This is a genomic window from candidate division KSB1 bacterium (assembly GCA_034506335.1).
GTDB lineage: Bacteria > Zhuqueibacterota > Zhuqueibacteria > JANLFK01 > Oleimicrobiaceae > Oleimicrobium.
Genome location: JAPDPR010000001.1, coordinates 204510 through 218838, shown reverse-complemented (window position 1 = coordinate 218838; position 14329 = coordinate 204510). Strand labels below are relative to the sequence as shown.

The 14329-nt window shown below is 61.1% G+C and carries 11 protein-coding genes; 4 read left to right on the top strand and 7 right to left on the bottom strand.

The window, feature by feature from the left end; all coding sequences use genetic code 11:
• Positions 1-7 precede the first annotated feature (7 nt).
• Positions 8-1402, bottom strand: a complete 1395-nt coding sequence (locus tag ONB25_00940; GenBank protein ID MDZ7391454.1) for an MBL fold metallo-hydrolase — start codon at positions 1400-1402, stop codon at positions 8-10.
• A gap of 128 nt (positions 1403-1530) precedes the next feature.
• Between ONB25_00940 and ONB25_00935 the strand changes: the two genes are divergently transcribed.
• From ONB25_00935 to ONB25_00920, 4 genes are all read left to right on the top strand, one after another.
• The gene (locus ONB25_00935) at positions 1531-2463 is read left to right on the top strand and encodes a Ppx/GppA family phosphatase (GenBank protein ID MDZ7391453.1); all 933 of its coding nucleotides are present in this window, start codon (positions 1531-1533) and stop codon (positions 2461-2463) included.
• An 892-nt stretch (positions 2464-3355) separates the two neighbouring features.
• Entirely contained in the window at positions 3356-4162 is an 807-nt protein-coding gene (locus ONB25_00930) for a sulfide-dependent adenosine diphosphate thiazole synthase (GenBank protein MDZ7391452.1), read from the top strand.
• 73 nt (positions 4163-4235) lie between these two features.
• Positions 4236-7313 (top strand): acyl-CoA dehydratase activase, encoded by a 3078-nt coding sequence (locus ONB25_00925; GenBank protein MDZ7391451.1) that lies wholly within the window; start codon positions 4236-4238, stop codon positions 7311-7313.
• Entirely contained in the window at positions 7286-8563 is a 1278-nt protein-coding gene (locus ONB25_00920) for a hypothetical protein (GenBank protein MDZ7391450.1), read from the top strand. Before ONB25_00925 ends, ONB25_00920 begins: the two co-directional genes overlap by 28 nt.
• A 58-nt stretch (positions 8564-8621) precedes the next feature.
• Here the strand turns inward: ONB25_00920 and ONB25_00915 are convergent, their stop codons facing one another.
• From ONB25_00915 to ONB25_00890, 6 genes are all read right to left on the bottom strand, one after another.
• Positions 8622-10349 (bottom strand): DNA topoisomerase I, encoded by a 1728-nt coding sequence (locus tag ONB25_00915; GenBank protein ID MDZ7391449.1) that lies wholly within the window; start codon positions 10347-10349, stop codon positions 8622-8624.
• Positions 10350-10585: 236 nt separating this feature from the next.
• On the bottom strand, positions 10586-11125 hold the full coding sequence (locus ONB25_00910; GenBank protein MDZ7391448.1) for a hypothetical protein: 540 nt from the start codon (positions 11123-11125) through the stop codon (positions 10586-10588).
• Between the two features lie 64 nt (positions 11126-11189).
• The gene (locus ONB25_00905) at positions 11190-12296 is read right to left on the bottom strand and encodes a pyridoxal phosphate-dependent aminotransferase (protein MDZ7391447.1); all 1107 of its coding nucleotides are present in this window, start codon (positions 12294-12296) and stop codon (positions 11190-11192) included.
• Positions 12297-12311: 15 nt separating this feature from the next.
• Positions 12312-12737 (bottom strand): biopolymer transporter ExbD, encoded by a 426-nt coding sequence (locus ONB25_00900; protein ID MDZ7391446.1) that lies wholly within the window; start codon positions 12735-12737, stop codon positions 12312-12314.
• Entirely contained in the window at positions 12724-13371 is a 648-nt protein-coding gene (locus ONB25_00895) for a MotA/TolQ/ExbB proton channel family protein (protein MDZ7391445.1), read from the bottom strand. The genes ONB25_00900 and ONB25_00895 overlap by 14 nt, the downstream gene beginning before the upstream one ends.
• Before the next feature lie 22 nt (positions 13372-13393).
• On the bottom strand, positions 13394-14326 hold the full coding sequence (locus ONB25_00890; GenBank protein MDZ7391444.1) for an energy transducer TonB: 933 nt from the start codon (positions 14324-14326) through the stop codon (positions 13394-13396).
• Positions 14327-14329: the final 3 nt, after the last annotated feature.

Sequence of the window (14329 nt, the reverse complement as noted above, 5' to 3'; positions counted from 1 at the left end):
GGCATCTTCACAATTCCACCGCGTCGCCCTGATCTGGGACGCGCACTTCCCCGTCCACCAGCGCACTAAGTGCTTGCCTAAACGGCTCCGCCTGGGAAGCCTCCCCATGCACCACGTACACTCGACCAAGCCTACTCAAGTCCATGTTTTGCACATAGGCGAGCAGCTCCTCCCTGTCCGCGTGGGCACTGAAGGCGTTCATAATGACCACCTCGGCGCGCAGGCGATAGGTCTCGCCAAAGATCTTGACCCACTCCTGCCGTTCTACGATGCGTCGCCCCAAAGTGTTTTCCGCCATAAAGCCCACGATGAGAATGGTGTTGGCCGGGTTTTCGATATTGTTTTTCAGATGATGGAGAATGCGCCCAGTCTCGCACATTCCTGAGGCAGAAATGATGATGCACGGCTCGCGCAAGGTGTTCAGCCTCTTGGACTCCTCAAGGTCGCGCACATAGTGGAGCCGCTCGAACCCGAATGGGTCCTCGTGCTGTTGCATGAACTCATAGGTCTCACGGTCAAAGCACTCTGGGTGCATGCGAAAGATGGCCGTGGCGCTGGTCGAAAGGGGGCTATCCACAAAGACTGGGATTTCGGGAATTCGGTGCTCTTGCCAGAGCTGGTTGAGATAGTAGACCACCTCCTGGGTCCTTTCCACCGAGAAAGCGGGGACAATGATCTTGCCGCCGCGCTGGTAGGTGCGATTGATCACGTCGGCGAGCCGGTCGGGTATCTCCTCCGGCCTTTCGTGCAAGCGCGCGCCATAAGTGCTTTCAATGATGAGCACGTCGACATCCCGAACTTGCTCCGGGTCCCGAAGGAGCGGCATGTTGGGGCGCCCGAGGTCGCCAGTAAATGCGAGACGCACTTCCCGGCCCTTCTCCCTGAGCTCCAACACCGTGATGGCCGAGCCAAGGATGTGGCCGGCGTCCAGAAACTGCAAATGGATTCCCGGGAAGAGTTCCACCCGCCGGCCGTAGCTGATCGAGACCATCCGGGGCAAGACCGCGAGAGCCTCGGGGAGCGCGTACAGGGGACGTACCAGGGGCAGCCCCTTGCGCCGATGACGTTTGTTGACGTACTCCGCGTCCTTCTCTTGAATGTGAGCAGAGTCCGGAAGCATGATGCTGCACAGGTCGCGAGTGGCGGGCGTGCAATAGATTGGTCCGTCAAACCCTCGGGAAACCAGGGTGGGAAGATTCCCACTATGGTCAATGTGGGCATGGGAAAGAACCACGCAGTCGATTCCTTCCGCATCAAAGGGCAAATTGCGATTCTGTCTTTCTGCCTCGGCGCGATGCCCCTGTACCAGGCCGCAGTCAAGAAGGATGAGGCGTCCGTTGACGGACAACAGATGTTTGGAGCCAGTGACTGAACCGGCTGCTCCCAAGAAGGCGATCTTCACGGGCTTCCTCCTAGATGTGGTGCCATTGCCAACTTAGACATTTTCGTCCGCATAGTCAAGAGTTTTTTTCTTGCTTGTTTCGCCCTGATTTGTTATCATCGGCTGAAAGGTCAGAGAGGGTCGTGAGCATGATTGGTGCGGCGATAGACATTGGGACCAACTCCATCCTCCTCCTTGTCGCCGAGAAGGGAACGGGGATGCAGTTGAGGGTTTTGGAGGAGGCGGAGCGGATCACCCGCCTTGGCCGCGGCATGGAACGGACAGGGGTGCTGGAGGCGAGCGCAATCCGGGAGACCGCAGAGGCGGTGCAGGAGTTGGTGGAGATGGCGAAGCGTAGGGGTGCGGAGCGAGTGCTCCTTGCTGCCACGAGTGCTGCACGCGACGCTCTCAACGGCCAGGAACTCGTTTGGCATGTCGAGCGCACTACGGGGCTCACCCTGCGCATCCTCTCTGGGATAGAAGAGGCGGAGGGAACCTTTCTTGGGGTAGCAAGTGACCCCACCTTGGCACAGCAGGTGCTCCGCGTGGTGGACTCTGGCGGGGGGAGCACAGAGATCATCCGAGGCAGGGCCGCGCGCATCGTCGCCCTCACCAGCATTACGGTCGGGCACGTCCGCCTCAGCGAACGCTTCTTGAGCTCTGATCCACCGAGCGACGCGCAGGTTGCACGACTTGTGGAATATGTGCGTACGGAAGTAAGAAAAGCCGAGGTGACTAGGAAAGAGCCGGCAGAGATCCTGGTAGGAGTCGGCGGTACGGTCACCACATTGGCGGCCGTGGACCTGAGACTGGCCGGGTATGATGCGCAGCGCATCGACGGGCATGTATTGAGCGTGGAGCGAGTGCAGGCGCTCCGGAGAAAGTTGCAGGCTCTGCCCCTGGCGGCGCGCGCTCGAGTGGCAGGGCTCCACCCCCGCCGAGCGCCGGTCATCGTCGCGGGGGCCGCAGTTTTCGAAGCGATTATGGCGGAACTGGGTTTTGCGGAGTTGCGGGTCACCACCCGCGGCCTGCGCCACGGTCTGCTGCTGTCAGAGATGAGCCAAGGTCGAAGGGCTGAGTAGGTACTCACTGCCGCGCTCGCGGAGTCCACTCGCAAGGTTGAGCCGAATACCTGCCGTTTGTGATGCGCAGAGGTAAGGGCATTGGAGGCTGCCTCGACGCGCAACGGGAAAGAGTATGCCTCTCTCCGTCCAATGGAAACAGATGACGGGCACGGGGCAACGCATGCTTTGCGCTTTTGTGAGTGTGGGCGTCAGTTTTCTAAGGAGCGTGGCGACAAGGTGCGCCGAGAAGGCGATGGTTGCACTGCACGGACATGAGGGGCATGGGGCGAAAAAGGCCAGATTGGCGAGGCGTGCCCGTGGCACACCGGTTGGAATGCAAGGACACAGGGTGAGGCAGTAGGAGCACAAGCAGGTTGTTCTTCTTGGAAGGGGCGTAAAGTCGCGGAGCTACAACAAGGGCGGCAGAGTTTTTGTCATTAGACATCGACTGGAAGGCCTGATCCGGGAGCTGCAGGCACTCGCCGACGCGGCAGAAGGCATGAGGCGGGAATGCTGCTACTCGCGGACATTACTGGACAGCACGCCAAGGGCCTTGCGGGTCTACTACGATGCCCAACTCACCCGCCGGGTGCAGATTGGTGCTAGTGAGGCGGCCCTGTGAACGCAGGCCGCTCTGTGTTCTTTCACGCCAGAAGGGACCAAGAAACGCGCACATGGCAGCACGTCAGCCCGGGCTCTTTGCGGTTCCAGGGGGATGACTGATCCTCTTCGGTTCCTGCAGAAGAGCATTCGCCTGCGTGCGGTCTTGGACCGCGATCGGGGGAGTACTTCTCCCTGCTATTGCTTTTGCTGGTGTCTATCAGGCTCAGGTGACTTTTTTCGCTTGATGCGATGGCTTTGTTTCTTTATCTTTCTTCAGCTTGTCGTGTGGACTTGGCGGAGGGTAGACGTGGAGATCAACGAAACGGTAGTCAGCGAAGCCATCATTCGCACCTATGAAGAACGGCTCTTAGCGGCGTTGCAGAGTACGGTGGCCGTGGTAGGCGGTGGCCCTGCTGGGCTCATGGCTGCTTTGCGATTAGCTGCTAAGGGTATCAAGACCACGCTGTTCGAACGGCGGCTGAGTCTCGGTGGTGGCATGTGGGGAGGCGGGATCGGCCGCAATGTCATCGTCGTGCAGGAGGCTGCGCAACGCATCCTGGCCGAGATCGGCATCAAGCACAGGGCCTATGCCCCGGGCTACTACGTTGCCGACTCTATCGAGAGTGTGTGCAAACTTGGCGCAGCGGCCAAGGACGCAGGTGCGGAGATCCTTAACCTGTTCAGTGTGGAGGACGTGCTGTGCGTAGAGAACGAAGTGCGCGGGCTGGTCATCACCCGCACGCCCATTGAACAGGCTGGCCTGCACGTTGACCCCATCGCGGTGAGCTCTCAGTTCATTGTTGATGCCACTGGGCACGCAGCGGAAGTGGCTCGCATCATCGAGCGCAAGGTCGGACCGCTGCGCACGGCGAGCGGATCTGCGTTGGGCGAGAAGGCGATGGCGGCAGAGGCCGGCGAGCAGTTCGTTGTGGAAAAAACAGGCGAGGTCTACCCTCGCGTCTACGTGGCCGGAATGGCGGTGGGCGCGGTGCTCGGAGGACCGCGCATGGGGCCCATTTTCGGCGGAATGTTGCTTAGCGGGGAACGAGTTGCCGAACTGATTGCGGCGCGGCTTGCATGCTCGGCCTCAAGCAAACCGGCGGGTACAGCGTGACCAAATGCTGGGCCTTCATCTCGTCAACACCCGGCGAGTGCTCTTCTCTTTTCTCCCTCATTGATCAGGCTTCATGGTGAAAGCGATGCCACCCCTTCCTTCGGCTTACCTGGGCATGGATATTGGCTCCAGCAGCGCCAAAATGGCGGTGCTGGTGACCGATGGGTTTGACGATGCCCCTGTGCAGCAGATGAGGCAAGGCGGGTTTTTTCTCTTCCCCCAGAGCACCAAGCCACCTCTTTTCCTTTCGCCCGCTATGCCCACGCTCGGTGAGTTGGCGCGGGTCGGCAGGGAATTACGGCGATCGCTGGAGGCCGTGCTCCCCCTGAGTGCGATACGCGGCATCGCCTTGACCGGCTGCGGAGCCCAGTTGCTCGCCGGCGAATGGGGCGCTGCCACACTCAACGATTTTCGCGCCCTCGCCGAGGGGGTGGTGGCCATCTTCCCGGAGGTGCACACCATCTTGGAGATGGGCGGCGATTCCTCACGTTACCTGGCTGTGGAGGGATCGCCTGATGGGATTGGGCTGTCCATAATCGATTATGCACAAAACGGAGAGTGCGCCGCAGGGACCGGCTCGTTCATCGATCAACAGGCCCGTCGCCTCCTTTATCGGGTCGAGGAGATCGGCGCGCTCGTGAGCACGGCCGCGCGCGCCGCTACCATTGCCGGGCGCTGCTCGGTGTTTGCCAAATCGGACATGATCCACGCCCAGCAGCGCGGCTTCCGGCCACCTGAGGTGCTTAAGGGTCTTTGCCAAGCGGTGGCAAGAAACTTCAAAGGCACCATCATTCACGGCCGCCCCTTGCGTCCTGCGGTCGCGTTCGTGGGCGGCGTGGCTCTCAACCAGGGGGTGGCAGAGGCTTTGCGCGCGGCGTTGGAGCTAGCCCCGGAGAGTTTCTTCGTACCGCCCTTCGCTGCACACTATGCCGCGATCGGTTGTGCCCTTGTGGCCTGGCGGCAGAGCCAAGAACAGGCCCCCCCGCACAGGCCTCGCGTGGAGAGGGAATCAATTGCCCTGTCGTCTGCCCCGCGCTTGTCACGCGACCAGGTGCGAACCATGCGCCACCTTGAGGCCAAGGCACCATCAGCCGTTACCTCAACGGTCGATGCGTACCTAGGGCTGGACATCGGGTCGGTGAGCACCAACTTGGCGCTGCTCGACGGTCACGGGACGGTGCTGATGGACATCTACACCAAGACCAATGCCCGCCCCATTGAGGTGGTGGCTGAGTGTTTGGCTCAAGTAAAGCGTTCGCTGGGGGAGCGAATCACTGTTCGTGGGCTCGGCACCACCGGTTCCGGGCGTGAGCTCATTGGGGAGCTCCTGGCCGCCGACGTCATCGCCGATGAAATCACGGCCCACGCGGTCGGAGCTAATTTTGTGGCAGACCGCTTCGAGTTGCCCCGGCCGGACACTATCTTTGAGATAGGAGGCCAGGACTCCAAGTTTATCTCCATCCGCAACGGGGTCGTGGTGGACTTTGCCATGAATGAGGCATGTGCCGCCGGCACTGGTTCGTTTTTGGAAGAGCAGGCCGAACGACTCGGCATCAGCATTGTGGAGCAGTTCGCGAAGCTGGCCTTTGCCGCCGAACGCCCGCTCCGCCTCGGCGAGCGCTGCACAGTATTCATGGAGAAGGACATAGCGGCCTTCCTCCGCCGTGGAGTGGCCAAGGCCGACATTGCCGCGGGTCTGGCCTATGCGGTGGCCTACAACTATCTGCACCGGGTGGTGAGAAACCGCCGCGTCGGCGAGGTGATCTTTTTCCAAGGGGGAACGGCCTACAACGATGCGGTGGCAGCCGCACTGGCGCAGGTGGTGGGCAAACCCATCATTGTGCCGCCTTTCAACGGTGTGCTCGGGGCCATAGGCGCTGCCCTTCTTGCCAGGGACAGAGTGCAGGCCACCGGGATGCCCAGTCGATTCCGAGGTTTGGGTTTCGAGCCGGGCGCCCTGCGGGTGCGCCACTTCACGTGCAAGGGCTGCGCCAACTATTGCCAGATGCAGGAGTACGACTTTGGGGGCGAGAAGAGCTACTGGGGGGACAAGTGCACGGAGCGCTACCGAAAGCCCCGCCGCACTGAACAAGAGCCGAGGCTGCCCGACCTCTTCGCGCTCCGGCAGAAGCTTCTCATGGAGCAAACCCCAGAGTGCGATGGGCGTGGGGTGACCGTGGGCATACCCATGGCGATGTACTTCCACGAGCAACTCCCCTTTTGGCGGACCTACCTTGCCTTTATCGGGGCGCACGTGGTTGTCTCGCCTGCCACCACCCGCTCCGTGGCAGAGCTCGGTGAGCAGCTCGCCGTAGCCGAGCCGTGCTTCCCTATCCTTGTGGCTCATGGGCACGTGGCTGCCCTGTTCCAAGCAGGGGTGGACATGGTCTTCTTGCCCACGGTCATCAATGTCAAGGCCACACCTGATTCGCCGGAGTGCTACCTATGCCCCTGGGGTCAGACGTTGCCGCTGGTGGTAGTCAACGCGCCGGCCTTTGAGGATAGGGAGAGTTGCATTTTGCGGCCGGTAGTTCGGTTCAAGGATGGGCCGGAGGCGGTGAAGCGCGCGCTTCGTCAGGTGGCACGTCGTCTGGGGGCCTCCATGCGCCAGAGCGATGCCGCGGTGGAGGCAGCCTACCGTGCCCAAGCCAGTTTTGTGGAGCGCTATCACCGGGCGACAATGCCACTTGTCGAAACGCACTTGCGCAATGGGGGTAAGGCGGTGCTCCTTCTCGGGCGTCCCTACAACCTGCACGACCCTGCCCTGAACCTGGCCGTAGCCAGCAAGCTCCGCACCCTCTACGGGGTTGACGTAATCCCCATGGATGCGCTGGACCTGGGGGGCGTCCCGATCGGCGACATTCACCAGAACATGTTCTGGCACTATGGGCAGCGGATTCTCCGGGCGGCGCGCTTTGCCGCCGGCCACACCGGGCTTCAGGCAATCTACATCACGAACTTCAAGTGCGGTCCGGATTCCTACATCAAGCACTTTGTGGGAAAAGCGTTGGGCAGGCCATACTTGGTGCTGCAGTTTGATGGGCATGGCAACGACGCCGGGATGCTCACCCGGTGCGAGGCGTTCCTGGATAGCGCTGGACTGTTGCGTCGGTGGCAGAGGCAATGTCAGGCGGTAGGGGAAAATCGCTAGCCGGGCGTACCCTGTACATCCCGCGCATGTCCTATGAAGGGGCATGTGCCATGGCAGCGGCATTCCGCTCGATGGGTTTTGCGGCCGAGCCCACTCCAGAGGGGGACGCCCACACCTACGAGCTTGCCCGCCGCTTCACCACGGGCGACGAGTGCCTGCCGGAGCTGGTCACCCTTGGCGACATCCTGAAGATCGCCGAGCGGCCAGACTTTGTGCCGGAAAAGACCGCACTGATGATGCCTACCTCCAACGGTCCCTGCCGTTTTGGTCAGTATCGGCACCTGATCGCCAAGGTGCTCCAAGAGCTCGGATGGGGCGAAGTCTACCTTTTCTCGCCCACCAGTGCAGACGGCTACGCGAGCATCGGCAGGCACGCGCGCCGGCTGGTGCGGACCGCATGGTGGGCGGTGGTGGTCTCCGATGCCCTGCGCAAGTTGCTCCTGATGACCCGACCCTACGAGCGTGAGCCGGGCAGCACGGAGCGCGCTTTTCGCCAGGCTCTGGATTCCGTGTGCAGTGCTTTGTCCCAGCAAGGGCTCCCCCTGGCTGGGCATAGGCGGCTGGTGGTGGGTTCAGTGGAGGAAGCACGTGACCTACTTCGCGCAGTGCCGAAGGACATGAGCCAGCCCCGGCCTCTTGTAGGCATAGTAGGCGAAATCTTTTGTCGCCTGAATGACTTCAGCAACAACCAGGTCATCCGCCGGATCGAACAGTTCGGTGGCGAAGTGTGGATATCCGATGTTGCGGAATGGGCGTGGTACACGAACGAAGAAGAGCGAGTGCGCTTGCGGCGGGAGGGGAGAAGGTGGTCATTGGCCATGATGGGCAATCGGCTGCGGCAGGCGATCATGCGCGCGGACGAACACGCCCTCCTGGCGCCATTGGCCTATGAGTACCACCTGCGGCAGGAGCCGCCGCACACCAGGGCGATCCTGGCGCGGAGCCGCCCCTATCTTCCTGCCGAGGCTGCGTTAGGGGAGATGGTCCTCAACGTGGGAAAGGCGATTTGGTACTACGAGCACGGCGCGGCGGCAGTCGTGGACGTGAGCCCATTTAGCTGCATGAACGGCATCGTTTCGGAGGCGGTCTACCCTCGCGTATCCAGAGACCTAGGGGGATTCCCCATTCGCGTGCTGTACTTCGACGGCATCCAGGACAACTTGGACCGTGATCTGGACATCTTCATGGAGGCGGCCCGCAGCTTTATGGCCCGGTCACCGCACGCCGAAAAAAGGGTTCACTCAAAGTAGGGGCCGGCCCGCTTCCTCAGGTCACGGGACGCACGCCGCGCTCGCGCAGCCTGGGGGACTAATCCTCTTCTTCCTCCTCCCTGACCCAGGCGAACTTTCTTGCTAAGGTCTTGGGGTAGTATCTGTCCAGCACATCGTAGCCCACACGTCTTCCCCAGTGGTAGTAAACGCGAGGCTCGATGTAGGACTTGAGACTGGTGCCCAAGTTCCAGGTGCGGTTCTTGGTGGCGATGGTAATCCGTGCCTTCAGTGCTCCCAAGGCGTACTCCGCGTTCTCTAACCGTCGCTGCGCAGCGGCCAGCTTGGCCTCGGTGCGCGCCACTGCCTTGGCATAGCGCTCCTTCACGTTAGCTTTCTTGGTCGCGGGAGCCGCCTTCGTCTTCTCTCGTGCTTCCTTCTTGAGAGCGCTCAACGAAGCCTGCAGCTTCTGCACCTCCATCTGGCATTTCTCCACGCGCTCCTCTGCCTTGCGCTGGCGCTCTTTGAGCTTTTCGCGGCGCTCATTCCAGTTGGCAGGTGCCTTTTTGGTGTGATTGCACAGCATCGCCGCCTCCAGGTTGGCCAGCGCTGCCGCCTGCCATTTCTTGTACTCGGGGTCGTCGGCGCTGACCCCGGAGTGCTCCAGGCTTTGGCGGACGGCCCGCGTGGCATGGTGGGTGCGGAACACCTTGGCTGTGAGCCCAGGCAAGATGCTGGACAGGTACTCGTTCACGTGCCGACTGCTGATGCCGGGGAACAGTTGCGGCTTCTCGTGCATGGGGTGCTTCTTGCGATTGCGGTTGTTAGATGGTCGCGCATTGCGGATCAGCTCCTGGAGGTTGGCCACCACCTCCGGCGGCAGGGTCAGCTTCTTATGCCACAGCACCGAATCCTTGCCGAGAAAGCGGAATTCTGCCACGCCACCCTGGTGTAACTTAACGTGCTCCGGGCGCAAGGTGGTGGCACCCACGGTGTCGGCCTCGTCGGGGTCCTTTTCGTCGCCCACGCGCATGCACAGGGCATCGATGAGGTAGCAAGCGGTAGCCACTTCCCGCCTGCGGGGTTCCGGGCTGGTGAGGTCCTGCGCGATCTGGCGTCGCACGCGCTCCAGCTCTGCATCCAGCTCGTGCGCTTTGTCGAACTTGCTTGCCTCACGTGCCTGTTTGACCGGGGCAGTGTCGTGGAGCCAGATGTACTTCATTTTTCCAGACAGCTTGTCTTTCCACCTGGCCACCCATAGCGAGTCTGGCTCCCAGACGATTTCCTGCCAGTGCCCCTCCGGTCGCGGCGCGTTGGGGCTCAAGTTAAGGGTGATGTCGCTCTGTTGTGGTCCCTCTTTCCACCGGCCGCGCAGTGGGTGTTTTCCCCGACCCATGAAGATGCAGCTGGGCTCCGCTAAATAGGTGCCAAGCTCCACTCGCTCACCATCGATGACCGCGTAGCCGTAGCGTTCTTTCAGCGCCTCACGTTTGGCTTTCCGCTCGGCTGCCAGGGCCTTGCGTTCCTCTTTGGACATGGCCAGCTTGGCCTGCCGCTCCTCTTCGACGATCTTCACCGCCGGACCAAAATCCACCTCGCCGGGCCGCAGAGGAGGCTCGATGCCCAACGCCGTGCTAAAGTCCTCCAGAAAATTGCGCACGAAAACCGGATCTTCCACGTAGGGCGTACCCTGCTTCCGGGCCCAGGCTATCGCCATCTCCTCTTGTTTGGGGTCAAGGGTGCGTTCCACCCCACGGATTTTCAGCTTCAGGCCCCGATATGGTGGCGGTTCAGGAACAACCACCCCATTGTGAATCAATTCCTTCAACGCTCCTCCTGCAGGTGCTCAGGTGCCAACTTGGTGCGATGCCAAACCATAATCGGGGCTAAATATAGCTCGATTTTGGAGAAATTTCAAACGGTTTGTGTGTGGGCAGCAAGAAGCGTGTGGGGCTTAGGACACGCGGCCGCGATCTCCGCGTGCCCGCCGTGCCTCGGTATGGCCGGGCGAACTGAACTCTTATCCCCGATCCACTGACGCGCCAGGGCAGGCCTGAGCGCCGGTCACCACAACTTGCCGAAGACAAGTGTCACAGTGGCGCCGCTAAACGACCTAAAAGGATTAATGTTGCAAAAGTAATAGGTGCCCACGCCGAAAAACCTACAGATTGGGATAAACGCCTGGATCTCCAGGGGAAAGCCGAGGGCCGTCCCCTTGTCCACCCATGTACCCTGGCCATGGCCAAACAAGTCCAGCCACGGGCCTTGAAATTCCCAACCGTGCACCATACCCACCCCACCGGCCAGGCCCATTCGCACGGGCTTCGCTCGCCAGCCATAACCCACCAGGAGCCCGTAGTCTTCGTACGCCTCACCGCCAGAGAGCTGAGAGTTGTTTCCGGTCAGACGCGCTGAAACCAAAAGGTGGTCAACCTGCACGCTCAGGGCGGCACTTGCGGCGGTAAAGCCGAGGCTGCTAAGGCCTCCTCCTAAGGCCAGCCAGGAGCAAACTGTCCTCGTTTGGCCGGCGCCAGCGTTGCACCAAGGCAGTGCCATTATGCACGCCCCCACGACCCCGCGCCCGACAAACACGGGAGTGCGCATAGGTTCCTCTTCGCGTTAGTGAAAAGCACCAGTCGATGGCAGCGGGGTCGGCGCACTCGCACCATCACGTCATTCTGGCAAAAATAGCCAGGGCCTTGCGCAGTGCCTCTTCCGGCACGGCAAAGGAGACGCGAAAATGAGTGCGACGGGCGGAGAACTCGCCGCCAGGGACAACCAACACTCCTTGTTCAATGGCGCGGTGGACAAAGGCATCGCCATCGCCGTCAGGCGCTTGCGGGAAGATGTAGAAGGCCCCGTCGGGACGCTGCACCCAGAAGTGTTTTCGCAATTCTTCGTAGGCAAGGTCACGTTTTCGCTGACAACGCTGGACGTGCTCGGAGAGATCCACATCCAGGGCCACCAGGGCAGCCTTTTGCGCCGCAGAGTTGGCGCACACATAGGAATACTGCTGGAACATCGCCATGGCCTCGATCACCGGGCCAGGGCCAATAGCGTAGCCCACACGCCAGCCGGTCATTCCTCCGGTCTTGCTGAAGCCATTGACCACGATGGCCTCCGGGAGGACCTCTGCCATGCTGGTAAACCGGGTCTCGCCATACACAAATCGATCATAGACCTCATCAGAAACCACCGCCAGCCCGTGTGTCCGGGCTATGCGCGCCACGAGTTCCAACTCCTCGCGCGTGTACACGACCCCAGTAGGATTGTGCGGCGTGTTGACGATTATGGCCTTTGTACGCTCGGAGATGTGCGCTGTGAAGGCGCTCTCGCGCAGACGAAAATCCGGATAAGTATCAACCAGGCGGGGCGTCGCGCCCAAGAGCCGCACCACATTGCAGTAGGCGACAAAGTAGGGATCAGGGATAAGCACCTCGTCCCCTTCGTCCACAAGGGCCATCATGGCCAGGAGCAGGCCGCCGGTGGCGCCGGTGGTGATGAGCACCTCCTCCGGCTCCACGCCACGCGCCGAGAGAACGCTGCGCACCTTCTCGCGCAGCTCGGGGATACCGCGCGTCGGTGTGTACTTGTTGTACCCTCGGTTGATCCATTTAATGGCCTCTTTCTTGACTGGCAATGGTACATCAAAGTCTGGCTCACCGATAGAAAGGTTGATCAACCCTGGTTGACTGCAGGCAATCTCAAAAATCTTGCGAATGCCGGACGGATGCACTCTTCGAACGCGTTGCGCAAGCTGCGGGCCTGGATGCACGTGCTTCCTCCTTGCCTATCTCCGACTTCGTTCGCTCGTATCCTGGGCTATTCTGGTGGCAATTACAATCTTCCGGACCCCTGCCTGTTTGGCTATGTCCATCACCTCGACGACGCGGCCGTGGGTGGCCTCCTGGTCGGCACGGAGCACCAAAGGGCGCTCCCGGTCTGCGGCCATCTCGGCTTCCAGGCGTACGCGCAAAGAGTCCAGCGAAATCGGGGCTTCCCCCAAAAAGAGCTCGCCTCGCGGCGAGATGTGAACGATGAGCTCCTTCTGCTGTGCCACTTCAAAAGACTTGGTGGTGGGGAGGTCCAGCTTCATGCCTGGTTGTTCAAGAAAGGTAGAGGAGACCATGAAGAAGATGAGCAGGAGAAAGAGCACATCAATGAGGGAGGTGATATTGATGAGCACTTTTCGGCGTGGATGTTCACGAAAGCGCATGGGCCTCCCCTGGTTCCTGCCCGCGAGAGCTGTTCACCTTGCGCAACAACATGGTCGAGTACTTTTCCATGTCCAGAACCAGGTCCTCGGCCTTGGAGGCAAAGTAGTTGTAAAAGACCAGCGCGGGGATGCCAATGGAAAGGCCCACGGCGGTGGTGATGAGGGCCTCCGAGATGCCGCCGGACAGGGCGCTGGCTTGACCTACGCCGATGCGAGAGATGATGTCAAAGACCTTGATCATCCCGATCACTGTGCCGAATAGACCGAGCAGTGGCGCCACTCCGGCGACCGTCTCTAGAATCACCAGTCCACGTTCCAGGAGTCTAGCCTGCTGTCGCCCCACGTCTTCAATGAGCTCCTTCGCCTCCGTCCTGTCCAAGTGGCGGTTTTCCAACACAGCCTCCACAAGCGCTGCCAATGGTCCCTTCACCTTACGGCACAGCTCAAGGCCCAAGTCGGTCTCTTCGGGCCCGGACATGTGTTCGATCCAGGCCACGATGTCAGGTACCAAGATGCGCCGGCGCCGCAACGCAATGCTCTTCTGAATGACCACTGCCAGTGCCAGCACAGAGCAGAGCGCCAGAGGGATCATTGTCACGCCGCCTTTGACGAGGGTTTGGAGTGGTCCAGTCACCGTTCTGCTTCCCCCTGGTTGCTCATGGCCGAGTGACAGAGTAGATGAAGGTCCATGTCAGCTCCAAATACTCCTCCGGGAAACCTTTGGGCAGCGGCTTGAACGGCGCCGAGTTCTTAACAGCAATCACGCTCGTTTCTTTGAGCGACGGGTGGCCGGTGTAGCCGAGCACTTCCAGGTCTGTCATCTGGCCGTCGGGCAACACCCGGAAGCGGAGCACGGTCTCGCCGCTAATGATGCCAAGGCGCGTGAAGGCCGGCGGCGGGTAGACGTTCTGCCGAATCTTGCGCTTCATCTCGAGCACGTAGGGGGCAAAGTCCCAGGCATAGGTGTTCAAGGTGACGCCGCCAAGTTCCTCGGCGCTAAAGTCCACGCTGCGGAAGGAGACGTCATCACTGCCGAATCCTGTTACTCCAGGACGCCGGCCGCTGGCACCTGAAAGGACCTGGGGAGAGAACCGCTCGTGCAATTCCACGCCGGCCTGGTCCCGGGTGGGGGTGGTCTCCGACGGTGCTTCCTGGGGCCGTTGGAGACGGCCCTGGGCACCGGACAACTCCTCTTTCTGTCCGCCTGAGGCAGCCTCTCCCCCCATCTGTCCAGTGGCTCCACCTGCGAAAACGCGATAAGGAGAGAGGCCCTCCGAATAAGGTTCCCCTCTCGGCTTGTCGCTGGCGGTGTACAGGTCGCTCGCCCGCGTGCTCTTGTCCGACACCAGGTTGGTGCGCTCGGTGGGTTGAGCCTGCGGTGCGTCTGGAGGCGTCTCCACAAGCTCGAATTGTAAACGCTTCTCCTCCTCAGCTGGCTGCGGGGGTAGGTTTTTAGGTGCGGCGAGTACACCCAATTCCCGTGCTGTGCCCCAGAGGGAAAGCAGGAGGGCATGCGCCATAAGCGACGCCAGCAACGCCACCGAGAAGGAGTCATGGCGCACACCCAGTCTGTTGCTTAGTGGGGCCATGGG

Excerpts from the sequence above, each read along its gene's own strand:
- ONB25_00935 (MDZ7391453.1), top strand. The coding sequence starts at position 1,531 with ATGATTGGTGCGGCGATAGACATTGGGACCAACTCCATCCTCCTCCTT.
- ONB25_00925 (MDZ7391451.1), top strand. The coding sequence starts at position 4,236 with ATGGTGAAAGCGATGCCACCCCTTCCTTCGGCTTACCTGGGCATGGAT.
- ONB25_00920 (MDZ7391450.1), top strand. The coding sequence starts at position 7,286 with ATGTCAGGCGGTAGGGGAAAATCGCTAGCCGGGCGTACCCTGTACATC.
- ONB25_00910 (MDZ7391448.1), bottom strand. The coding sequence starts at position 11,125 with ATGCGCACTCCCGTGTTTGTCGGGCGCGGGGTCGTGGGGGCGTGCATA.
- ONB25_00900 (MDZ7391446.1), bottom strand. The coding sequence starts at position 12,737 with ATGCGCTTTCGTGAACATCCACGCCGAAAAGTGCTCATCAATATCACC.
- ONB25_00890 (MDZ7391444.1), bottom strand. The coding sequence starts at position 14,326 with ATGGCCCCACTAAGCAACAGACTGGGTGTGCGCCATGACTCCTTCTCG.